The 19,944-nt window shown below is 60.4% G+C and carries 23 protein-coding genes and 1 rRNA gene; 10 read left to right on the top strand and 14 right to left on the bottom strand.

The genetic code is table 11. The features are described from left to right. Positions 1 to 48: 48 nt before the first annotated feature. Positions 49 to 1,059 carry a porphobilinogen synthase gene (gene hemB / locus H9C73_RS00115; RefSeq protein ID WP_209285743.1) on the bottom strand — a complete coding sequence of 337 codons (1,011 nt, stop codon included), beginning with the start codon at positions 1,057 to 1,059 and terminating at the stop codon, positions 49 to 51. A 189-nt stretch (positions 1,060 to 1,248) separates the two neighbouring features. Here hemB and elbB point away from each other — a divergent pair, with 189 nt between their 5' ends. Continuing rightward, entirely contained in the window at positions 1,249 to 1,902 is a 654-nt protein-coding gene (elbB, locus tag H9C73_RS00110) for an isoprenoid biosynthesis glyoxalase ElbB (RefSeq protein WP_209285742.1), read from the top strand. A 344-nt stretch (positions 1,903 to 2,246) separates the two neighbouring features. On the opposite strand, the gene H9C73_RS00105 is transcribed toward elbB, so the two are convergent. The 8 genes from H9C73_RS00105 to radC form a co-directional block, all read right to left on the bottom strand. Then, a complete protein-coding gene (locus H9C73_RS00105; RefSeq protein WP_209285741.1) occupies positions 2,247 to 3,290 on the bottom strand; it encodes an MJ1255/VC2487 family glycosyltransferase in 1,044 nt (347 codons plus the stop codon). Then, complete coding sequence (locus H9C73_RS00100) at positions 3,290 to 3,820, bottom strand: phosphatase PAP2 family protein (protein WP_209285740.1); 531 nt, start codon at positions 3,818 to 3,820, stop codon at positions 3,290 to 3,292. Before H9C73_RS00100 ends, H9C73_RS00105 begins: the two co-directional genes overlap by 1 nt. 72 nt (positions 3,821 to 3,892) lie before the next feature. After that, complete coding sequence (locus H9C73_RS00095) at positions 3,893 to 4,807, bottom strand: alpha/beta hydrolase (protein ID WP_236013986.1); 915 nt, start codon at positions 4,805 to 4,807, stop codon at positions 3,893 to 3,895. An 8-nt stretch (positions 4,808 to 4,815) separates the two neighbouring features. Beyond that, a complete protein-coding gene (gene mutM / locus H9C73_RS00090; protein WP_209285739.1) occupies positions 4,816 to 5,628 on the bottom strand; it encodes a bifunctional DNA-formamidopyrimidine glycosylase/DNA-(apurinic or apyrimidinic site) lyase in 813 nt (270 codons plus the stop codon). A 44-nt stretch (positions 5,629 to 5,672) separates the two neighbouring features. Further along, positions 5,673 to 6,560, bottom strand: coding sequence for a DMT family transporter (locus H9C73_RS00085; protein WP_209285738.1), 888 nt, complete (start codon positions 6,558 to 6,560; stop codon positions 5,673 to 5,675). A gap of 124 nt (positions 6,561 to 6,684) precedes the next feature. Further along, positions 6,685 to 6,855, bottom strand: coding sequence for a 50S ribosomal protein L33 (rpmG, locus tag H9C73_RS00080; RefSeq protein WP_036511775.1), 171 nt, complete (start codon positions 6,853 to 6,855; stop codon positions 6,685 to 6,687). A 12-nt stretch (positions 6,856 to 6,867) separates the two neighbouring features. Beyond that, positions 6,868 to 7,104 carry a 50S ribosomal protein L28 gene (rpmB, locus tag H9C73_RS00075; RefSeq protein WP_209285737.1) on the bottom strand — a complete coding sequence of 79 codons (237 nt, stop codon included), beginning with the start codon at positions 7,102 to 7,104 and terminating at the stop codon, positions 6,868 to 6,870. 192 nt (positions 7,105 to 7,296) lie between these two features. Beyond that, the gene (gene radC / locus H9C73_RS00070; protein WP_209285736.1) at positions 7,297 to 7,971 is read right to left on the bottom strand and encodes a RadC family protein; all 675 of its coding nucleotides are present in this window, start codon (positions 7,969 to 7,971) and stop codon (positions 7,297 to 7,299) included. Positions 7,972 to 8,083: 112 nt separating this feature from the next. On the opposite strand from radC, the gene coaBC reads away from it, so the two are divergent. The 5 genes from coaBC to slmA are packed head-to-tail and all read left to right on the top strand — an operon-like array spanning position 8,084 to position 12,721. Then, on the top strand, positions 8,084 to 9,295 hold the full coding sequence (gene coaBC / locus H9C73_RS00065; protein ID WP_209285735.1) for a bifunctional phosphopantothenoylcysteine decarboxylase/phosphopantothenate--cysteine ligase CoaBC: 1,212 nt from the start codon (positions 8,084 to 8,086) through the stop codon (positions 9,293 to 9,295). Continuing rightward, positions 9,292 to 9,747, top strand: coding sequence for a dUTP diphosphatase (gene dut / locus H9C73_RS00060; protein WP_209285734.1), 456 nt, complete (start codon positions 9,292 to 9,294; stop codon positions 9,745 to 9,747). Before coaBC ends, dut begins: the two co-directional genes overlap by 4 nt. Positions 9,748 to 9,784: 37 nt before the next feature. Beyond that, positions 9,785 to 11,173, top strand: coding sequence for a phosphomannomutase/phosphoglucomutase (locus tag H9C73_RS00055; RefSeq protein ID WP_209285733.1), 1,389 nt, complete (start codon positions 9,785 to 9,787; stop codon positions 11,171 to 11,173). A 28-nt stretch (positions 11,174 to 11,201) separates the two neighbouring features. Continuing rightward, positions 11,202 to 12,122 (top strand): acetylglutamate kinase, encoded by a 921-nt coding sequence (gene argB, locus H9C73_RS00050; RefSeq protein ID WP_209285732.1) that lies wholly within the window; start codon positions 11,202 to 11,204, stop codon positions 12,120 to 12,122. Then, the gene (slmA, locus tag H9C73_RS00045; protein WP_209285731.1) at positions 12,119 to 12,721 is read left to right on the top strand and encodes a nucleoid occlusion factor SlmA; all 603 of its coding nucleotides are present in this window, start codon (positions 12,119 to 12,121) and stop codon (positions 12,719 to 12,721) included. Before argB ends, slmA begins: the two co-directional genes overlap by 4 nt. 51 nt (positions 12,722 to 12,772) lie before the next feature. Here the strand turns inward: slmA and H9C73_RS00040 are convergent, their stop codons facing one another. From H9C73_RS00040 to gpmI, 3 genes are read right to left on the bottom strand one after another with little or no spacing between them, the layout of a single operon-like run. Then, positions 12,773 to 14,062, bottom strand: a complete 1,290-nt coding sequence (locus H9C73_RS00040) for a S41 family peptidase (protein ID WP_209285730.1) — start codon at positions 14,060 to 14,062, stop codon at positions 12,773 to 12,775. Between the two features lie 23 nt (positions 14,063 to 14,085). Then, positions 14,086 to 15,219 carry a murein hydrolase activator EnvC family protein gene (locus H9C73_RS00035; RefSeq protein WP_209285729.1) on the bottom strand — a complete coding sequence of 378 codons (1,134 nt, stop codon included), beginning with the start codon at positions 15,217 to 15,219 and terminating at the stop codon, positions 14,086 to 14,088. Between the two features lie 8 nt (positions 15,220 to 15,227). After that, the gene (gpmI, locus tag H9C73_RS00030) at positions 15,228 to 16,778 is read right to left on the bottom strand and encodes a 2,3-bisphosphoglycerate-independent phosphoglycerate mutase (RefSeq protein WP_209285728.1); all 1,551 of its coding nucleotides are present in this window, start codon (positions 16,776 to 16,778) and stop codon (positions 15,228 to 15,230) included. A 167-nt stretch (positions 16,779 to 16,945) separates the two neighbouring features. Here gpmI and H9C73_RS00025 point away from each other — a divergent pair, with 167 nt between their 5' ends. The 3 genes from H9C73_RS00025 to secB are packed head-to-tail and all read left to right on the top strand — an operon-like array spanning position 16,946 to position 18,127. After that, a complete protein-coding gene (locus tag H9C73_RS00025) occupies positions 16,946 to 17,359 on the top strand; it encodes a rhodanese-like domain-containing protein (protein ID WP_209285727.1) in 414 nt (137 codons plus the stop codon). A gap of 5 nt (positions 17,360 to 17,364) precedes the next feature. Beyond that, positions 17,365 to 17,619 (top strand): glutaredoxin 3, encoded by a 255-nt coding sequence (gene grxC, locus H9C73_RS00020; protein ID WP_209285726.1) that lies wholly within the window; start codon positions 17,365 to 17,367, stop codon positions 17,617 to 17,619. 28 nt (positions 17,620 to 17,647) lie between these two features. Further along, positions 17,648 to 18,127 (top strand): protein-export chaperone SecB, encoded by a 480-nt coding sequence (gene secB, locus H9C73_RS00015; RefSeq protein WP_209285725.1) that lies wholly within the window; start codon positions 17,648 to 17,650, stop codon positions 18,125 to 18,127. Between the two features lie 15 nt (positions 18,128 to 18,142). Here secB and H9C73_RS00010 read toward each other — a convergent pair whose 3' ends face one another. Then, a complete protein-coding gene (locus H9C73_RS00010; RefSeq protein ID WP_209285724.1) occupies positions 18,143 to 18,802 on the bottom strand; it encodes a tRNA-uridine aminocarboxypropyltransferase in 660 nt (219 codons plus the stop codon). A gap of 90 nt (positions 18,803 to 18,892) precedes the next feature. Here H9C73_RS00010 and H9C73_RS00005 point away from each other — a divergent pair, with 90 nt between their 5' ends. Then, a complete protein-coding gene (locus H9C73_RS00005; RefSeq protein WP_209285723.1) occupies positions 18,893 to 19,720 on the top strand; it encodes an HDOD domain-containing protein in 828 nt (275 codons plus the stop codon). Between the two features lie 148 nt (positions 19,721 to 19,868). Here the strand turns inward: H9C73_RS00005 and rrf are convergent. Continuing rightward, positions 19,869 to 19,944 (bottom strand): 5S ribosomal RNA (gene rrf, locus H9C73_RS16475); the annotation flags it as partial.

The raw sequence follows: 19,944 nt of genomic DNA, 5'->3' as shown, positions 1-19,944 counted from the left end.
CGTATCGCCTCCTGGATTCAAGCTGTCGTCCATCTGCATCCACTTCTATCAGCGGTTAAGTATTTCGGCCGCCCTGACGGCAAAATAGGTCAAAATGCCATCGGCACCTGCCCGCTTGAAGCTGAGCAGGCTCTCCATGATGACGGCCTCTTCATCCAGCCAGCCGTTCTGAAACGCGGCCATGTGCATCGCATACTCACCGCTGACCTGGTAGGCGAACGTCGGCGCTTTCAGCTCGTTTTTGACGCGGCGCACGATATCCAGATAGGGCATGCCGGGTTTGACCATCACCATGTCGGCCCCTTCTGCCAGGTCCAGTGCGACTTCATGCAGAGCCTCGTCCGTGTTGGCCGGATCCATCTGGTAGCTGGACTTGTTGCCCTTGCCCAGATTGCCGGCGGAACCCACAGCGTCGCGGAAAGGACCATAGTAAGCACTTGCATACTTGGCCGAGTACGCCATGATGCGCGTATTCACAAAGCCATGACTTTCCAACTCGTCACGGATCACCCCGATACGGCCATCCATCATGTCGCTGGGCGCCACGATGTCGGCACCGGCTTCTGCATGTGACACGGCCTGACGCACCAGCGTATCCACAGTGCGGTCATTCAAAACATAGCCGTTTTCATCGATGATGCCGTCCTGACCATGGGTCGTGAACGGGTCCAGCGCCACATCAGTCATGATGCCCAGCTCCGGCAGCGCCGCCTTGAGCGCCCGCACGGCACGCTGCACCAGCCCCTGAGGGTTGAACGCCTCCTCTGCCAGCTCGCTCTTGACGCTGGCGGGCGTGACCGGGAAAAGTGCCAGTGCCGGAATGCCCAGCGCATGCCACTCGCGCGCTTTCTCAAGCAGCAGGTCGATGCTGTAGCGTTTCACACCCGGCATCGAGGGCACCGCCTCTACCTGCCCCTCACCCTCCAGCACAAAGACCGGATAGATCAGGTCATCGGTGCTCAGGCTGCTTTCTCGCATCAGACGACGGGAGAATTCATCAGCGCGCATGCGGCGCATCCGGGTTTCAGGGTAGTAACGCTGACTGTTGGTAAAAGCCACGGCGGTATCCTTTATCTGGGTGCATTTGACGACAACAAGATGACAGTGGGATGACAACGACAGCTGTCACACGCCACCATGCATTTGGTAATGCTTTCCATCTTAACGTAATCTTGAACAACTTCGACATGGTACGTATCAACACGTTCCGACACTTTTGAGTTCCATTTTTCAAGGAGCAAGCAGAGCATGAATAAAGTTGCAGTGATTCTGTCCGGAAGTGGTGTGTTTGACGGCTCCGAGATCTACGAGTCCGTTCTGACGTTTCTCCGCCTTGAGCACCACGGCGTGAAGTACCAGTGCTTTGCCCCCAATATCGACCAGATGCATGTCATCAACCATCTGACCGGCGAAGTCGCTGAAGGTGAAACCCGCAATGTGCTGGTGGAAGCGGCCCGACTGGCACGCGGGGAGATCCAGGACCTGGCCACGGCTGACCCGAACGAGTTCGATGCTCTGATCATCCCGGGAGGCTTCGGTGCCGCCAAGAACCTGAGTGATTTCGCGGTCAAGGGGGCCGACTGCAGCCTGAATGCTGACCTGGTTCGTTTTGCCCGCGCCATCCATGAAGCCGGCAAGCCGGTCGGCCTGATCTGTATCACACCTGCGCTGACTCCCAAGCTGCTGGGCACCGGCATCCAGTGCACCATCGGTAACGACGAAGGCGTCTCCGGTGCCATTGAGACCATGGGCGGCCAGCACCAGACCTGTGCCGTAGACCAGATTGTGGTCGACAGCGAGAACAAGGTCGTCACCACGCCTGCATACATGCTGGCCGGCTCCATTTCAGAAGCCGGGGCCGGTATCAATAAGCTGGTGGATAAAGTCCTTCAGATGGCCTGAAGTGAAAATTAGGAAAAATTCCTATATCCAGAAATTCCCTGATCCGCATAATTAGAACCGTGGATCTCCTGTTCAGGGAACGAATGCAAGGATGGCCCTGCAGCGGTACAGGACCGAGGGACGACACGGCAGGACGCCGCTTAACCGCACGGATAGGAAGCCAGAGGAAGGGGTGTGGTAACGGACCATTACACCCCTTTCGCTCAGGCCCCCACATTTCCTATCCGATCCTGGCCGCCAGGGCCACCTTCACCACGCACTCTCCAGCAGCACGCGCCTGCACGCATCCGAAATGCCATTATCGTTCAGCAGCATACGCAATAATTTGTACAGGCAGCAGTTGCTCAGGCCGGTGTGATCACAGGCACGCGGGTATCCTGCCAGAGCTCTCGAGACAACTGTTCCAGCGGCACCTGACGCCCAGTCAGAATCCAGCGCGCCAGTGTGGAGGCCACATTGGGCCAGGGCACAGGGTTGGCCGCCGGCTGCTCCAGCCAATGCCGAATGGGGTCAAGTCCCAGCCGCGGCATCACCTGCGCCAGCCCCATCTGCTCCAGCACGACCGCGTTGGACACCTGCTCCAGCTGACCGCTCAAGGGTTTCACCAACAGATTCTTGCCTGCCTGGATCGCTTCGCTGCACAGGCCAAAACCTGCATTGGCGATCACGCCTCGGCAGGTGTACAGGTCCTGCTGAAAGCCGCTGCGGCTGAACGGCAGCAGCTCCACGTTATCGACTGTGCGCGGCTGATCCACATTGCAATACACACGAAAGCGTACCTTGGGCAACCCGGATAGCCAGTACACCACCTCGTCGCGCGCCTCGAACGGCAGATATACCAGTACCTTGTCCGCTTCGCGGCTCGGCTGGCCTGTCAGAGGTTCGATCATGGGGGGAAGGATAGGTGCGTTAAAGGCGCTCCAGTGCAGGCCTACGGCTTCGTCTACGGGGGCAAAGAGCCGGATCGACGGCTTGAGCCAGGGGGAAAAGCCGGTCCCCGGGATGGGGTACAGGAAGGCATACTGGTGTGCGATGCCAAGCGAAGGGACAGCTGCTCGGCGCGCCGCCCAGGCTGTCACCGGTTCAAAGTCACTGAGCACCAGGTCATAGCCGCGCACATCCAGTGCCCGTATATCACGCATCAGCTCCACCGGCCGGTTTTGCAGCAGTGTTTGCCACCACTTTACCCGTCCCGCCTCAGTGATGAAGGTCAGCCCCCGGCGGTGGGTATAGCGGCCAAAGGGCTCCATATTGAACAGCCGCTCACGGGGGCGGCCACTGAACAGCACATCCACCTCGGCTCCGGCGGCCTGCAGCGCAGGCAGCAGCACCCGTGCACGTGTGATATGGCCATTGCCGGTCGCCTGAACACCATAGAGGATCCGCATCAGAGCACCTCCCAGAGCCCGATACCCAGGCCCGCCGTAAGCATCCCCAGCAGCGCACCGGCCAGAATATCCGTGGGGTAATGTACCCCCAGCATTACGCGGGAACCGCCCACCAGCGTGGCCAGCGCAAAACCCAGCGGTGCAATCGAAGGGTAGAACTCGGCCAGCAGGGTGGCAAACACGAAGGCGGCAGCGGCGTGGCCCGACGGAAAACTGAACTTGTCGGACGGCTCAATCGCCGCCTGAAAGCCAGCGTACCGATGGCAGGGGCGATCGCGTCGAATGGTGTTCTTGAGGACCAGATAGAGCGGCAACTCGATCGCATAGGCAATCAGCCCGGCCTGCAGGAAGGCACGGCCGTCTTCCGCCTCCCAGAGTGCAAGCGCCAGCCCCAGCAGCAGGTAGAGGCTGCCGTCTCCCATACGGGAGATCCAGCGACTGCTGGTGAGTACGGGGGTCGAGCGTCCATATCCGTTGAACCAGTAAAACGCTCGGGTATCGAAGGCATTCAGCTTCTGCAGACGGTTCATGGCAGCCACCCTGTCTTGTGCTACAGGTTGGCATTGTGGCCAGTCCGGCGTGACACGCCGATGAACGCATGCTTACGCTTTCGTGACAGTGCCCTTGAGCCAGTCACTGATCATGCGCGCCAGCAGGCCGGGCCGGTCCCAGGGCAGCATGTGCCCCTCCCCCGCCACTTTCTGCAGTTCAAACGGATGGGCCAGCGTGGCCTGCACCCGCTCGGAGTAACTCAGCGGCAGTACCTCGTCGCGGTCCCCGTGGATGATCAGCCCCTGGAACGGATAACGCTGCTGCAGGCAGCCCAGCCGCCAGGTAAACAGGCTCGACAGCGTCCCCAGCGGATAATCGAATACCACCAGCGGGTCCGCGTTGATCTCTTCGCCGGCAGGATGTCCGGCCAGGAGCTGCTCGTAATCAATAAAGCTCTGCATCGGCAGCGCGATGCCCGGCATCAACATTGCACTGCCCCAGATCCAGGACCAGCCCACCTGGTGCAGCATATCCGGTGCCAGCGAAGGCACCAGCAAGGTGCCACAGGCAACCGCCTGAATACGCGGGTCCGCCTCGGCCGCCGCCACCGAGAGCAGGGCCCCGATCGAGTAGCCATAGAGATAAACCGGTTGATCAGGGCTTTGCTGATAGTGATCAATCACTTGCTGCAAATCCTGAATGACGTCTTCAACCCGGTACTGACCCCGAGGACCACCGGAGTAGCCATGCCCGCGCAGATCCACCCCCACCACATTGAAGCCGTGGTCGCACAACTGGCTAAGCAGTTGCGCATAGAGCTCGCTGTAGGTGCCGATCCCCGGCACAAAGAGCAGCAGCGGCGCCTCTTCGTGGCTGGCATAGAACTCGGTATGAATCGGCAGGTCACCGATGGACACACAGCGCCGACGCTTGAGCTGCTGGTTGATGTCCAGCTTGCGGCGCAGCAGCGTGCGATGCTGCTTGAAGGCACTGTCCATACGGGGGGACACGGCAAGATCAGTCATGGCAGCTCCTAACGCTGGCACTGGCGACAGAACACGGTACTGCGCTGCCCCAATCGAATTTCAGACAACGGCTCACCACACTGGTGACAGGGCTCACCGCCGCGACCGTAGACATCCAGCGCCTGTTTGAAATACCCCGGCTTGCCGTCACCGCCCACAAAATCCTTCAGGGTGGTGCCTCCCTGCTCAATCGCCGCGGCCAGTACCGATTTGATCGCAGCCACCAGCTTTTCCAAACGTGCCGCCGCGATGCGGCCGGCCGCACGGCGCGGGTCAATCCCGGCACGGAACAGGGCTTCGTTGGCGTAGATATTGCCAACCCCCACGACAATCTCGGCATTCATGATCAGTGCCTTGATGGCGGTGCGACGCCCCTTGCAGCAGCGCTGCAGATAGGCGGCATCAAAGGCCTCGTCCAGCGGTTCCGGTCCCAGAGAAGCCAGCAGCGGATGGACCGTGCCGTTCTCCTGCCACAGGACCGCGCCGAAACGGCGGGGGTCTGTCAGGCGCAGCAACTGGCCAGAATCCAGCTCAAGGTCCACATGGTCGTGCTTGCCGGGTTCAGTGTTGCAGGGCTGAATGCGCAAACTGCCGGACATGCCCAGATGCAGGATCAGGGTGCCGCGACTGAAGCGCAGCAACAGGTACTTGGCCCGCCGTTCGACCGACTGGATGCAGTCCCCTTCGATCCACTGCGGCAGCTGGGCAGGTACCGGCCAGCGCAGTTTGGGCTGACGTACCCGCAGGGCTTTTACGCGGCGCTGTTCAATATGGGGGGCGATACCGCGCCGGGTCGTTTCAACTTCAGGCAACTCCGGCATGCAAACTCCTCGTTATTCACTCAGGCCAGTATATCAGGTTCTGCTTACGCAGCCGGCCTGGTACGGAGCACCAGATAGACGCCCAGCACGGCCAGCACCATGCCCCCCAGCGCAATGGCGGACAGCTGCTCATCAAACAGCAGCCAGGCTTCCAGCGCTGTCACCGGCGGTACCAGATAGAAGTAGCTGGCCACGCGCGATACCTCCCCTTCCCGGATCATCAGCATCAGCAACAGAATGGCACTGACCGAAAGGCCAAACACCAGCCACAGAAGGGCTCCGATGAGCTGCGGATGCCACTCGACATGCTGCTGCTCGAATGCAAAGGTCAGCACCGCCATCATCAGTGCCGTGGACAGGTATTGATAGAAGGAGCCGGTCAGCAGGTCCGTTCCGGCACCGAAGCGCTTCTGGTAGAGCGTGCCCACCGAGATCCCCACCAGCGCCAGCATCGCGGCCAGCACGGCTTCGTAGCGCAACTCGAACTGCCCCGGCTGCAGGCCGGTGCCCAACACCAGCACCACGCCCACCAGGCCCAGCATCAGTCCGAGCCACTGGCGCTTCTGCAGTGCCTGGCCCAGCATGGCCCAGGCCAGCACCGCTGTCAGCACGGGCTGCAGGCCGACCAGAATGGACGTCACCCCCGCCGGCAGCTGCCACTTGATGGCCGCAAACACACCGCCCAGATAGCAGCCGTGTACCAGCGCCCCCGTGACCATCTGATGCAGCGCCTGTCGCGGTGACAGCCAGCGTGCCCGGAAGAGCAGTATCAGCCCCAGAAAAACGCCCAGCGTCAGCAGGTTGCGAATCAACAGCAGGTAAAAGGGTTCAATGTAGGGCAGGCCAAACCGGGCACCGATAAAACCGGTACTCCACAGCAGCACAAATATCAGCGGAACAAAGCGAATCACGCCCGGGGGGAACGACGTCATTTGGAGCCTCCTGCAAGTGTAATGATCATTATCCTAAACGACCCGGGCGGGTAACGGCCAGCATAAAAAAACCCCGCAGTGCGCAAGGCAGTGCGGGGTTCCGGGATCTCCAGTCCAGAATCAATTACTTGATCTTGGCTTCCTTGTAGATCACGTGCTTGCGAACAACCGGGTCGTATTTCTTGAATTCGAACTTGTCCGGAGTGTTACGCTTGTTTTTGTCAGTAGTGTAGAAGTGACCGGTACCAGCAGAGGATACCAGGCGGATCTTCTCGCGTGCGCCTTTAGCAGCCATGATTCAATCTCCTCAGACTTTCTCGCCGCGGGCACGCAGTTCAGCCAGAACTACATCGATGCCCTTCTTGTCGATGATACGCATGCCCTTGGAGGAAACACGCAGACGAACGAAACGGTTTTCGCTTTCTACCCAGAAACGGTGCCAGTGCAGGTTCGGCAGGAAGCGACGACGCGTTTTACGGTTTGAGTGGGATACATTGTTCCCGGTGACCGGGCCCTTGCCCGTTACCATGCAAACTCGAGACATATCGGTAAACCTTTCTTACCAGAGTTAAGTAACTTCTGTCCGATGTTTATTGGCTGCACAACCGGCGCAGCCTCAGGCGGAGCGTCCAAACGTACCCGGACAAAATACCGTACCATTAAGGGACAGAAGGCGGCGTATTATATAGAGCATCTGCCACGAGCGCCAGTGAATTGTTGATTTTTTCACCAGGCGCTAGAGCAGGCCACGCTCGGCGAAGGACACCGCCTCTCCATCGCCGATCACGATATGGTCCAGCACCCGTATCTCCACCAGCCCCAGAGCCTGCACCAGCCGATCCGTAATCTGGCGATCCGCCTGCGAGGGTTCGGCAACGCCGGAGGGGTGGTTGTGCGCCAGAATCAACGCGGCCGCATTATGGGCCAGCGCCAGCTTCACCACCTCGCGCGGATGTACGCTGGCGGCATTGATGGTGCCGTAGAACAGAGCTTCATAGCGGATCACCCGATGTCGGTTGTCGAGCAGCAGGCAGGCAAACACCTCACGTGGCTCATGCCGCAGCCGGGTGGCCAGATAGCGCCGCACCATGGCAGGGCTTTCCAGCGCCGAGGCGCGTTCCAGCTGCGCCGCAAGATGACGCCGTGACATTTCCAGCACGGCCTGTAACTGAACAAACTTGGCCGGCCCCAGGCCGTGAGCACTGCAAAATGCCTGCTGGTCACATTCCAGTAACGCCCGCAGACCACCAAAGTGCGCCAGCAGTTGCCGCGCCAGATCAACGGCACTGCGTCCCTGTACACCGGTGCGCAGAAAGATCGCCAGCAGCTCCGCATCGGACAGTGCCGTTGCGCCGCGTGCAAGCAGCTTTTCCCGTGGCCGTTCGGACGCCGGCCAGTCCCTGATTGTCATACCCACCTCCCTGTGAGTTCTGTATGGAAGCTGAACCTCCCTACGCTTTGTTCAGCCAAAGTGGTATCTTAGCGCCCTGTCCCAAGATGAGAAACAACCGGATATTCAGGGTATGCAGAGACTTACTAACCGGCGCATTCTACTCGGCATTACAGGTGGTATCGCCGCGTACAAAAGTGCCGAACTGACACGGCTGCTCAAGGGCGCCGGTGCCGATGTTCGCATCGTGATGACCCCCGCCGCGACCGAGTTCATCACCCCCCTCACCCTGCAGGCGCTGTCGGGCCACCCGGTTCATCTGCAGCTGCTGGACCCGGAAGCGGAAGCCGGCATGGGCCATATCGAACTGGCCAAGTGGGCCGACCTGATTCTGGTCGCACCCGCCAGTGCCGATTTCATCGCCCGCTTCAGTGCCGGCATGGGCGACGACCTGCTGACCACCCTCTGCCTGGCGTCGGACGCACCCATCTGCCTGGCACCAGCCATGAACCAGGCGATGTGGCGGGACCCGCGCACCCAAGCGAATGCCCACAAGCTGACGTCACAGGGGGTGACGCTGCTGGGACCGGGTGTGGGCGCTCAGGCCTGTGGCGATACGGGCCCGGGCCGAATGCTGGAGCCCGAGGAGCTGGCCGAACTGGCTGCCGAACAGTTTGAACATACGGTTCTGTCCGGCAAGCGCGTCGTAATTACGGCCGGCCCGACCCGGGAACCGCTGGATCCGGTGCGTTACATCTCCAACCACAGCTCCGGCAAGATGGGCTACGCACTGGCCGAAGCCGCCGCAGACGCCGGCGCCAGCGTCAAGCTGGTCAGCGGCCCCGTCATGCTGCCCGTCCCCCCTCGGGTCGAATGCGTTCAGGTGGAAACGGCCGAAGAGATGCTGGCCGCCACGCTGGACGGCATCGAAGCGTGTGACCTGTTTATCGCGGCAGCGGCGGTCGCCGACTACCGCCCGGTCGCCATCGCCGAGCACAAGATCAAGAAAGGCAGCGAAGAGATCATGGAGCTGCGCCTGGTCAAGAATCCGGATATTGTCGCCACCGTCGCCGGACTTGAAACAGGGCGCCCGTTCACCGTGGGCTTCGCCGCCGAGACCCGTGACGTGATCGACTATGCCCGCAGCAAGCTGGCCCGCAAACGGCTGGACCTGATCGTAGCCAATGACGTGTCCAACCCGGAGATCGGTTTCAACAGCGACGACAACGCCGTCACGCTGGTCAGCGCCGAGGGCGAGACGGGGCTGCCTCAAACGTCCAAACGCCAGCTGGCACGCCAGCTGATTGAACAGATTGCACAGCACTACCTGAAGAGCACCTCATGAAAGCACTGCAAGTCAAAATCCTGAACGACCGTATCGGTCGCGACATTCCGCTGCCCGCCTATGCAACCGAAGGCTCTGCAGGCCTGGATCTGCGCGCCTGTCTCGATGAAGCCCTCACCCTGGAGCCGGGCCAGACGGAGCTGATTCCCACCGGGCTGGCGATCCATATTGAAGACCCCAGCCTCTGCGCCATGATCCTGCCGCGCTCGGGACTGGGCCACAAGCACGGCATCGTATTAGGCAACCTGGTCGGTCTGATCGATTCCGACTACCAGGGTCAGCTGTTCGTCTCCTGCTGGAACCGCGGCCAGACTACGTTCACCGTCGAGCCGGGCGAGCGTATTGCCCAGATGGTACTGGTGCCGGTTGTACAGGCCGAGTTCGAGATCGTCGACGAGTTCAGCGACTCGGACCGTGGCGCGGGCGGCTTCGGTTCATCCGGCCGCCATTAAGCAAGTGAGTACTGACTGACCAGAGGACTGCCCGTTCATGCCTTACCCGCTTGAGCACTTTGATCGCGATATCTTTCGTGCCTACGACATTCGCGGCATCGTCGACCAGTCGTTGACCGATACCTGCGTCTACCATATCGGCCGTGCCTTTGCGGCCGAGGCCGCTGCGCGCCAGATCTCTGAGGTCGTTGTGGGCGCGGATGGCCGCCTGTCCGGCCCGCACTTGAAAACGATCCTGATTCAGGGGCTGACCGACAGCGGCTGTCAGGTACTGGATGTGGGGTACGTGCCGACGCCTACCCTCTATTTTGCCGCTCACCAGCAGGCCGATCAGACCGGCATCATGATCACCGGCAGCCACAACCCCTCCGACTACAACGGCTTCAAGATGATGCTGGGGGGTGAAACCCTGTCGGGGGATCAGATCCAGGCGCTGGCGGACCGCATCGAGGCCCGCGATTACGTCGAGGGCACGGGGTCGGCCCGTTCGCTGGCAGTTGAGCACTCTTACCTGCAGCGCATTCTGGACGACATCCGGCTCAAGCGCGGCATGAAGGTCGTGGTCGACTGCGGTAACGGCATCCCCGGCAAGCTGGCCCCGGCACTGATCGAGCAGCTTGGCTGCGAGGTGATCCCGCTCTACTGCGAGGTGGATGGCACCTTTCCCAACCATCACCCGGACCCGGGCAAGCTGAAGAACCTGCAGGACGCCATTGCGGCCGTGGCCGAGCACCGGGCGGATCTGGGACTGGCCTTCGACGGCGATGGCGACCGCGTCGGTGTGATCACGCCCAGCGGCCACGTCATCTACCCGGACCGGGTGATGATGCTGTTCGCCGAGGATGTGCTGAGCCGCAACCCGGGCGCCGAGATCCTCTTCGACGTCAAATGCTCCCGTCTGCTGCCGCAGGTGATCGAACAGGCCGGCGGCAAGGCCACCATGTGGAAAACCGGTCATTCGCTGATCAAGCGCCAGATGAAGGCGTCGGGTGCGCTGCTGGCAGGCGAGATGAGCGGCCACATCTTCTTCAAGGAACGCTGGTACGGCTTTGACGATGGGCTCTACAGCGCGGCTCGCCTGCTGGAAATTCTGTCCGGCCGCGATCAGGATGCCGATGCCATTTTTACCGCCTACCCGGAAGACATCAGCACGCCGGAGATCAATATCGAAGTGCGTGAAGACAACAAGTTCGCGCTGGTCGAGGCGCTGCAGCAGGCCGAATTTCCGGACGGGCAGGTCAGCCATATCGACGGTGTGCGGGTCGACTATGCTGATGGCTGGGGCCTGATGCGCGCCTCCAACACTACGCCGGTGCTGGTGCTGCGTTTTGAAGCCGAAAGCCGTACCGCCCTCAACCGAATCAAGAACGAGTTTCAGGCCCGCCTGAGCGCCATCGACAGCAGCCTGCTGATCCCTGACGCCTGAACCTCAAGGAAGCTTACAAGGAGACATCATGCCTTTGTCACGTTCTCAAGCCATGTCCACCGCCCAGGTTCTGTCCGAGGCGATGCCCTATATTCAGCGCTTCGTCGGCAAGACCATCGTGATCAAGTATGGCGGCAACGCCATGATCGACGAAAAGCTGAAAGCCAGCTTTGCCCGCGATGTGGTCATGATGAAACTGATCGGCCTGAACCCGATCGTGGTGCATGGCGGTGGCCCGCAGATCGGTAACCTGCTGGAGCAGCTCAAGATCGAGTCCCACTTTATCAACGGCATGCGAGTGACCGACTCCAAGACCATGGACGTGGTCGAGATGGTACTCGGCGGCATGGTGAACAAGGAGATCGTTGGCCTGATCAACGCCGCCGGTGGCAAGGCGATTGGTCTGACCGGCAAGGATGGCGAACTGCTGCGTGCCCGCAAGCTGAAAGTGAAGCACAAGACCCCGGAGATGGAAGCGCCCGAGATCATCGACATCGGCCATGTGGGTGAAGTCGACAGCGTCAACACCCGTGTGCTCGACATGCTGGTGAACTCGGACTTTATTCCGGTGATCGCGCCCATCGGCGTTGGCGAAGACGGCCACTCCTACAACATCAACGCCGATCTGGTGGCCGGCAAGGTGTCGGAAGTGCTCAAGGCCGAAAAGCTGATGCTGCTGACCAACATCGCGGGCCTTCTGGACAAGGAAGGCAAGGTCCTCACCGGCCTGAATACGGCTCAGGTGGACGCACTGATCGAAGACGGCACCATCTATGGCGGCATGCTGCCCAAGATTGATTGTGCCCTGAGTGCGGTCAAGAGCGGCGTCCGCAGTGCCCATATCATTGACGGCCGCGTCGAGCACGCCTGCATGCTGGAGATCTTCACGGATGAAGGTGTGGGTACCCTGATCACCAATGACGACATCGGAGTGAGCGCGTCCGCATGAGCGACAAGGCACAGAAGATTTCACGTCGGGAGCAGATCCTGCAGGCACTGGCCCGCATGCTGGAAACCAACCCGGGCCAGCGCATTACCACGGCGGCACTGGCCCGCGAAGTGGGTGTATCCGAAGCGGCACTCTATCGCCACTTCCCCAGCAAGGCGCGCATGTTCGAGGGTCTGATCGGGTTTATCGAAGAAACGCTGTTCTCGCGCATCAAGCGGATCATCCAGTCGGATATTCCGGCCACTCGCCAGTGCGAGCAGATTCTGACCCTGCTGCTGGCGTTTGTGGAGAAGAACCCGGGCATGGCACGTATCCTGACCGGTGATGCGCTGTCGGGCGAGACCGACCGCCTCAGGGTGCGGGTGAATCAGCTGTTTGAGCGACTGGAGACACAGCTGAAACAGGTGATGCGAGAAGCGGAACTGAAGGAAGGGCTGCGTACCGAGATCCCGGCCGGATCCGCCGCCAACCTGGCCATTGCCGCCGCCGAAGGGCGCATTCGCCAGTTCGTCCGCTCCGAGTTCAAGCGCCGGCCCACGGAGTTCTGGCCCGAGCAGTGGGCCCGTTTGGGCAGTGGTCTGTTCAGGGCCACAGGCTAAAGCGGCAGGCTATCCGGAAGGGGCTCTGGCCCCTTCCAGCAACGTTCGACTTCAGCCCGCCGGGTTGCGCTGCAGGATCTGCATCGCCTTCAGCAGGTTGAGCGCTTCAAACAGCTGGAAATCCCGTGACAGAAGCCCTTCTGACGCAGACGCCTGCTCGGTTGATTCCCCGTTGGCATTTTCCAGATGTCCGGCCAGATCGCGCTCCTTGACGCGACCTTCCTCTTCCAGCAAGGTCAAACGCGCCTCATCCACTCTCAGGTCCGGCTTGATGCCCTGAGCCTGAATGGAGCGTCCGCCCGGCGTGAAGTAACGTGCCGTGGTCAGCTTGATCGCACGCTCCTGCCCCAGCGGCAACACCGTTTGTACCGACCCCTTACCGAAGCTGTCCGTGCCCATGATCAGCGCACGTTCATGGTCCTGCAGCGCGCCGGCCACGATCTCAGAGGCAGACGCACTGCCACCGTTAATCAGCACCACAAGCGGGGTGTCCGGTGCCACCGTCTCGCTGCTGGCATTGAAACGCAGTTCGGAGTTGGGCAGGCGCCCTTCGGTGTACACGATGGTGCCCTCCGTCAGAAACGCATCACTCACCGCTACCGCCGCCTGCAGTACCCCGCCCGGGTTGTTACGCAGATCCAGCACCAGCCCCTTCAGCGGCGCCTCCTCGGCCAGTGAGCGGATAGCCGCGACCGTGTCCTCTCCAGTGTGGGACTGGAACTGGGAGATGCGCAGATAACCGTATCCCGGCTCCAGCAACTCATGACGCACGCTCTTCACCTTGATCACGTCACGCACGATCTTGATTTCCAGCGGCTGGTCACGCCCTTCACGCATGATGGTGAGGCGAATGGGCGTTCCCACCTCGCCCCGCATCAGGTCAATCGCCTCGTTCAGGTCCATGCCCTGCACCGGGGTGTCATCAAGGCGAATGATCATGTCGCCGGCACGCACGCCGGCACGCTGAGCCGGGGTATCGTCGATCGGCGCGATCACCTTGATGAAGCCGTCTTCCAGACCCACTTCAATCCCCAAACCGCCAAACTCACCACTGGTGTGAATCTGAAGGCTTTCAAAGGCCTCCGGTTCAAGATAGGCAGAGTGAGGGTCCAGCCCGGTCAGCATGCCACGAATGGCGTCTTCCAGCAGGTCACGGTCATCCACCGGCTCCACGTAGGCCTGCTTGATGCGATCGAACACGTCCGCGAACATGCGCAACTCGGTCAGCGGTAGCGTATTCTGGCCGTCCGTGCCTTCGTCCTGCGCCTGAGCCGGTACCGACAGGCACAGGGTACAGCCCAGTACGGCAGCCATGAGCGGATTACGCTTGAAAAGCTTCATCATCGATTTCCCTGCTTGGTATGTTAACGCCGTTCCAGCCAGACAATCGGGTCCGTTGAGCGCCCCTTGTAGCGAATGGCAAAGTAAAGGCCCGGCTCGGTACTGCCGCCACTGCTGCCTGCCAACGCCAGGGTTTCACCCGTACCAACCCACTCACCCGGCTCTCGCAACAGGCTGTCATTGTGGCCATAGAGGCTCAGGTAACCACCTCCATGATCAAGAATCAATACCAGGCCGTAGCCCCGCAGCCAGTCCGCAAAGACGACACGGCCATGGTGGACCGCCTTGACCTCGGTACCGGCGCTGGCGTCGATCAGCAACCCTTCATAGGCCACATTTTCCACCTGGGCACCAAAGGCACGCTTGATCCGCCCCTTCACCGGCCAGCTCAGCTTGCCCTTGCGCTGATGGAACTTGAGACCATCCTGCTGCAGCCGGACTTCTTCCAGCGAGCGCCGGATCTCTTTCAGTACCGCCGCCAGCTCAACCTGATCCTGCTCCAGCTGTCCCAGCCGCCCACGATCACTGGACTGCTGCTGACGCAAGCGAGCCAGTGTCTTGGCCTGAGCAGCGCGCGCATCGGCCAGCTCCTGCCGCCGGGCTTCAAGCTGCTCCCGGGTGCTGAGCAGGCTGGAGTCCGTTTCGGCAATCGAAGACTGGGTTTCGGTCAGCTCTGCCAGCGCCTGACGATACCCCTTGAGCTCGGCATTCAGCGCATCGGTCAGGTGATCGTAATACCGCAACATGCGTGATACCGACTGAGGGTCCTCCTGTGACAGCAGCAGCTTGAGAGCCGGTTGACGTCCCAGGCGGTACTGCTCACGCAGCAGCTCACGAATCTGACTTTCCCGTGCCTGCAGAACGGCAAGCAGCTGATCCTCATTCTTGCCCAGTTCACTGCGGCGGCTCTGCAGGGTCTGTTGCTCTTCGCCCAGTGCCTGCAGGCGAGCCTTCACTTCACCGATACGCTTGTCATGCTGCTTCAGCTCACGCTCGGCAGCCTCCAGACGCTGCTGACGCTTGGCCAGCGTCTTCTGCAACTGGCTGATCTGCTGCTTGACCGCCTTGAGCTCACGCTCGGTGGTGGCAGGATCGGGGGCAGCCTGCACGGCTCCCACTGACAACAGCAGTGAGAGCAGGAGGCCGTAGGCCCGCATATTCAATGTCAGGCCAGGCTGACCAGGCTACGGCCTGTCATTTCGGTTGGCGCCGACAGTTCCATCAGGTCCAGCAGCGTGGGGGCCAGGTCACAGAGTGCACCGTCGGACAGTGTCACCCGTTCGGCACGGGGGCCTGCGTAGATCAATGCAACAGGCCAGTTCGTGTGTGCCGTATGGGGCTGTCCGGTATTGGGGTCCTGCATCATCTCGACGTTGCCGTGGTCCGCCGTAATCAGCGCTTCGCCGCCCACGTCCGCCAGAGCAGCGAGCACCTGAGTCAGGCTCTGATCCACGGTTTCGACCGCTTTCACGGCCGCATCAAAGTTGCCGGTATGGCCAACCATGTCACCGTTGGCGTAGTTGCAGACGATCAGGTCGTATTTGCCGCTGCGGATCGCCTCACACAACTTTTCGGTGACTTCAGGTGCACTCATTTCGGGCTGAAGGTCATAGGTCGCGACCTGGGGTGAGGGCACCAGAATACGGTCTTCACCGGGATAGACCGCTTCCTGGCCACCATTGAAGAAGAAGGTGACGTGAGCGTACTTCTCGGTTTCGGCAATGCGCAGCTGTGTTTTGCCCTGCGCCGCCAGATATTCCCCCAGATCGTTATGGATCTGTTCCGGCGGGAAAGCCACCGGCGCCGGAATGTCCGCCGCATACTCGGTCATCATGACATAGCCGCTCAGCGCCGGATGCGCCTTCCGGGCGAAGCCGTCAAACTCGGGCTCCACAAAGCAGCGGGTAATTTCGCGCGCACGGTCCGGACGGAAGTTGGCACAGATCAGTGCATCGCCCGCTTCAACAGTTGCAACCGGCTGCCCGTCTGCGCCGGTGATGACCGTTGCTTTTACAAACTCATCGTTTTCATCGCGCGCATAGGCGGCTTCCAGCGCCTGCAGTGCACTTTCCGCGGTGACCTCGGCCTGACCCCGCGTCATGGCATCATAGGCCTGCTCCACCCGCTCCCAGCGGTTGTCGCGGTCCATGGCGTAATAGCGTCCGACCACGGTTGCGATGGCGCCGGTACCCAGGCGCTCAAAGGTTGCCTGCGCAGCCTTGAGTGAGGGCTCAGCCGAGCGCGGCGGCATATCACGCCCGTCCAGAATCGCATGCAGATACACCGACTTGGCACCGCGCTTTACGGCCATTTCCAGCAGCGCAAAAATGTGCTCTTCATGGCTGTGCACACCACCCGGAGACAACAGCCCCATCACATGCACGGCGCGTCCGGCTTCGATCGCCTTGTCCATCGCCTCACACAGGGCAGCGTTGTCAAAAAAGTCGCCGTCGGCAATCGACTTGGAGATGCGGGTAAAGTTCTGATACACGGTGCGGCCTGCCCCGATATTCATGTGCCCCACTTCGGAATTGCCCATCTGTCCATCCGGCAGGCCTACCGCCATGCCGGAGGTTTCGATGCGGGAATTGGGGTTATCTGCCAGCAGCCGGTCCCAGGTGGGGGTATGGGCTGCTTCGACCGCCGAGGAGGGCGTGACCTCCACGCCGAAGCCATCAAGAATAATCAGTGCCTTGGTTGCGCGTGCGTCAGTCATGGTGTGCTTATCTGTCCGGTCGGTTAAAAAACAGGCAGCCATTTTAACGCTCCGGGCGCGGATTAGCTAACGCTCACCCTCAGGATTTGCCGCGCTGCCCTTATCGCTGTCTCGGTGGGCATGTATACTTGCTGTCTTCACTATCCGTGCATCTGATCGGAACAACTATGGAACGCCTGATCGAATTCGCAATACAGCATTACTACCTGGTAGGCGCCTGGGTCCTGACCCTGGTTCTCCTGCTGGCGGCAGAGAAACGCAAGTCCGGCAAATCCGTCACCCCGGCCGAGGCGACCCGACTCATCAACAAGGAGTCCGGTGCCGTGCTGGATATCCGCACGCGCAAGGAGTGGGATACCGGACACATCACCGGCGCCCACCACATCCCGCTTGCGGACCTTGACCGTCGTCTGAACGAGCTCGACAAGTTCAAGAACAAGCCGGTGATTGTGGTGTGCAACCTCGGACAGGCAGCCGGAACGGCTACCAAAAAGCTCAAGGCAGCCGGTTACGAGCAGGTTGTTCGCCTGTCTGGCGGTATGACCGAATGGAAAAACCAGAACATGCCTATCGTTAAGTGACTGCCATGGCCAAAACGACCATCTACCTCACGCGCTGGTGCCCTTTCTGTACTCGTGCACTCGCTCTGCTGGACAGCAAGCAGGTCGAGTATGAGGCCATTGACGTTGATGCTGCCCCTGAGCTGCGTCAGGAAATGATGACCCGAAGCCAGCGCCGCACTGTCCCTCAGATTTTCATTGGCGAGACCCACGTCGGTGGCTGCGACGAGCTGTTTGCGCTGGAGCGCGAGGGCAAGCTCGACGCACTGCTCAACGCCTGAAAGAACAATAAACCGCAAGGATATACCGATGTCTGATACCGAAACTTCCAACCAGCAAGCTACTCAGCCACAGTTCGCCCTCCAGCGTGTCTATGTGAAGGACGCATCTCTGGAAACACCGGCGGGCGCCAAGGCATTTACCCAGCCATGGCAGCCTGAAGTGAATCTGGAAATGAACACGCGCACCAACTCACTGGATGAGCATCATCACGAAGTGGTACTGACGCTGACCGTCACGGCCAAAAACGCTGATGAAACCGCGTTTCTGGTTGAGGTTCAGCAGGCCGGTATCTTCCTCGTGGCCGGTATTGAAGGTGCAGAGCTGCACCACACCCTGGGTGCCTTCTGCCCCAACCTGCTGTTCCCCTACGCGCGTGAAGCCGTCGACAACTTCGTGACCAAGGCCAGCTTCCCTCCGCTGATGCTGGCACCGGTCAACTTCGATGCCCTGTACGCGCAGCAGATGCAGCAGCGTGCCGAGCAGGAAGGCAGCGAAGAGAAGCACTGATTCAGGTACGGGAGTCTACTCGGGCTCCCGTTTCGCCCATCGCCGGCGTGTCGCAATATAGTTCGCATTAAAGCGTTCGAAGTATCCCTCCAGATGGCCCGCCGCCATTTCATCGCCTATCTGCTCCAGCAGCGCAATCGCCACCTCTGCCGTACACAGGTGATGGTCCACCTTTGAACGGCGCAGCTTATAGCGTGTCAGTCGATCCGTTTGCGGCTCCACAACCGGCAGGTGCTGAAGATACCGACTATGACGAAACATGCGCCGCGCCTGTCGCCAGGTCCCGTCCAGTATGATGAATACCGGGATGCGTGTATCACCCTCGGCCACCGCTTCTGCATCCAGCATGCGGTGTTGATAGTCGTCACCCGCCGGGAACACCAGACAGGGAGCATAGGCAGGGTCATTTAATGCATCCAGCAGATCCTGGCCCGGCTCAGTGCGGGACCACTCAAAGATGCGTGTCTGTGCGATACAGTCATCGATGAGGCGGCCGGTGTTGGTCGGCTTGTACAGCTCGTATCGATGGGTCAGCAGCCAGAAATGACACCGCGCCCCCACCTGAGTCCGCCACTCGCAAATACAGACCTCTGCAGGCAGCCGACAGTCAGGGCATCGTTTGACGCCTGAACCACGGGCCAGAAATGGCTTGCGAGGTGGGTTTTCAATTCTCACGGTCAAACCTGCTGCAAGTAAACAAAAGCGGCACTATACTGGCGGGTCTGTAGCCAAACAAGGCCCTTAGACTTCTGGCAGACCTTCGCGATGACACAGCCTCATGACTTTCGTTCTCTGATCCCGCCACAGCCGGAGATCCTCCTTAAACTGGCCAAGCTGTTCAAACAGGATAATCCTGACCTGAAACAGATCAGTGCCCTTATCAAGCAGGACGTGGCACTTTACTCAGTGGTACTCAAAACCATTAACAGCCCTTTCTACGGGCTGAGAGCGCCGGTGATCTCCGTTGAGCATGCAATCAACCTGCTGGGAACGGGACAGGTGTTCAATCTGGTTCGGCTTACCATCATGCGCAACACCCTGAAAAAGACCGGCCGCATGGAACGCTTCTGGGATACCGCCAAGGATGTATCGGACCTGTCACTGAGGCTGTTGAGCAGACTGAAACTCAAACTGGACCGTGATGACATGCATGCCCTGGGCATGCTGCACGATTGCGGGCTCCCCCTGATGATTCAGGCCTATCCCGACTTCCGTGACACCCTGCGCGCTTCGTCCTGCTATAACAGCGCCGAGCTTGAAGCCCTGCAGAAGCAGCACTACGGGTTCAGTCATTATCAGGTTGGCAGCCGGATGGCAGAGCGCTGGTTCCTGCCGCAGCATTTGGCGGATAGCATCCGCTATCAGCCCCAGCTTGAAGATGTGCTCAATGACAGGGTTCAGGTGGATGAGCGTACGCGCGAACTGCTTGCCATTCTTACTCTCGCGCAGGATGTCAGCGCCGAGTTCCGCTATTACTGGCGTATCCAGCCGAATGACCTTGCTCCCCGCGTTAACAAGGCCTTGGCGTTCCTGGCCCTTACCGATTACGACTATCTCAGCATCAGGGAATCCCTGATCGACTCCCTTAACTGATCTTTGTCCGTCGCAGCGGGGTGAGCAGGCGCTTCCCCCCTTGCTTCCCCCTTGGCCAGCGACCGCTGATTCCTTCCGATTCAGTTTCACCCGCCCATAACGCAAAAACCCCGGCCTCAACGAGACCGGGGTTTTCACTTAATTAAATGCTTGGCGATGACCTACTCTCACATGGGGAAGCCCCACACTACCATCGGCGATGACGCGTTTCACTGCTGAGTTCG

Source organism: Marinobacterium alkalitolerans, assembly GCF_017776525.1.
Taxonomy (GTDB): Bacteria; Pseudomonadota; Gammaproteobacteria; order Pseudomonadales; family Balneatricaceae; genus Marinobacterium; species Marinobacterium alkalitolerans.
This window is presented reverse-complemented; position numbering and strand designations above follow the sequence as displayed.

Coding starts and splice junctions, on each gene's coding strand:
- grxC (WP_209285726.1), top strand. CDS start 17,365: ATGGCCAAAACGACCATCTACCTCACGCGCTGGTGCCCTTTCTGTACT.
- mutM (WP_209285739.1), bottom strand. CDS start 5,628: ATGCCGGAGTTGCCTGAAGTTGAAACGACCCGGCGCGGTATCGCCCCC.
- secB (WP_209285725.1), top strand. CDS start 17,648: ATGTCTGATACCGAAACTTCCAACCAGCAAGCTACTCAGCCACAGTTC.
- argB (WP_209285732.1), top strand. CDS start 11,202: ATGCCTTTGTCACGTTCTCAAGCCATGTCCACCGCCCAGGTTCTGTCC.
- slmA (WP_209285731.1), top strand. CDS start 12,119: ATGAGCGACAAGGCACAGAAGATTTCACGTCGGGAGCAGATCCTGCAG.
- H9C73_RS00055 (WP_209285733.1), top strand. CDS start 9,785: ATGCCTTACCCGCTTGAGCACTTTGATCGCGATATCTTTCGTGCCTAC.
- H9C73_RS00035 (WP_209285729.1), bottom strand. CDS start 15,219: ATGCGGGCCTACGGCCTCCTGCTCTCACTGCTGTTGTCAGTGGGAGCC.
- H9C73_RS00100 (WP_209285740.1), bottom strand. CDS start 3,820: ATGAACCGTCTGCAGAAGCTGAATGCCTTCGATACCCGAGCGTTTTAC.
- H9C73_RS00040 (WP_209285730.1), bottom strand. CDS start 14,062: ATGAAGCTTTTCAAGCGTAATCCGCTCATGGCTGCCGTACTGGGCTGT.
- radC (WP_209285736.1), bottom strand. CDS start 7,971: ATGACAATCAGGGACTGGCCGGCGTCCGAACGGCCACGGGAAAAGCTG.
- gpmI (WP_209285728.1), bottom strand. CDS start 16,778: ATGACTGACGCACGCGCAACCAAGGCACTGATTATTCTTGATGGCTTC.
- H9C73_RS00105 (WP_209285741.1), bottom strand. CDS start 3,290: ATGCGGATCCTCTATGGTGTTCAGGCGACCGGCAATGGCCATATCACA.
- H9C73_RS00085 (WP_209285738.1), bottom strand. CDS start 6,560: ATGACGTCGTTCCCCCCGGGCGTGATTCGCTTTGTTCCGCTGATATTT.
- coaBC (WP_209285735.1), top strand. CDS start 8,084: ATGCAGAGACTTACTAACCGGCGCATTCTACTCGGCATTACAGGTGGT.
- dut (WP_209285734.1), top strand. CDS start 9,292: ATGAAAGCACTGCAAGTCAAAATCCTGAACGACCGTATCGGTCGCGAC.
- H9C73_RS00025 (WP_209285727.1), top strand. CDS start 16,946: ATGGAACGCCTGATCGAATTCGCAATACAGCATTACTACCTGGTAGGC.
- rpmG (WP_036511775.1), bottom strand. CDS start 6,855: ATGGCTGCTAAAGGCGCACGCGAGAAGATCCGCCTGGTATCCTCTGCT.
- rpmB (WP_209285737.1), bottom strand. CDS start 7,104: ATGTCTCGAGTTTGCATGGTAACGGGCAAGGGCCCGGTCACCGGGAAC.
- H9C73_RS00095 (WP_236013986.1), bottom strand. CDS start 4,807: ATGACTGATCTTGCCGTGTCCCCCCGTATGGACAGTGCCTTCAAGCAG.
- elbB (WP_209285742.1), top strand. CDS start 1,249: ATGAATAAAGTTGCAGTGATTCTGTCCGGAAGTGGTGTGTTTGACGGC.
- H9C73_RS00005 (WP_209285723.1), top strand. CDS start 18,893: ATGACACAGCCTCATGACTTTCGTTCTCTGATCCCGCCACAGCCGGAG.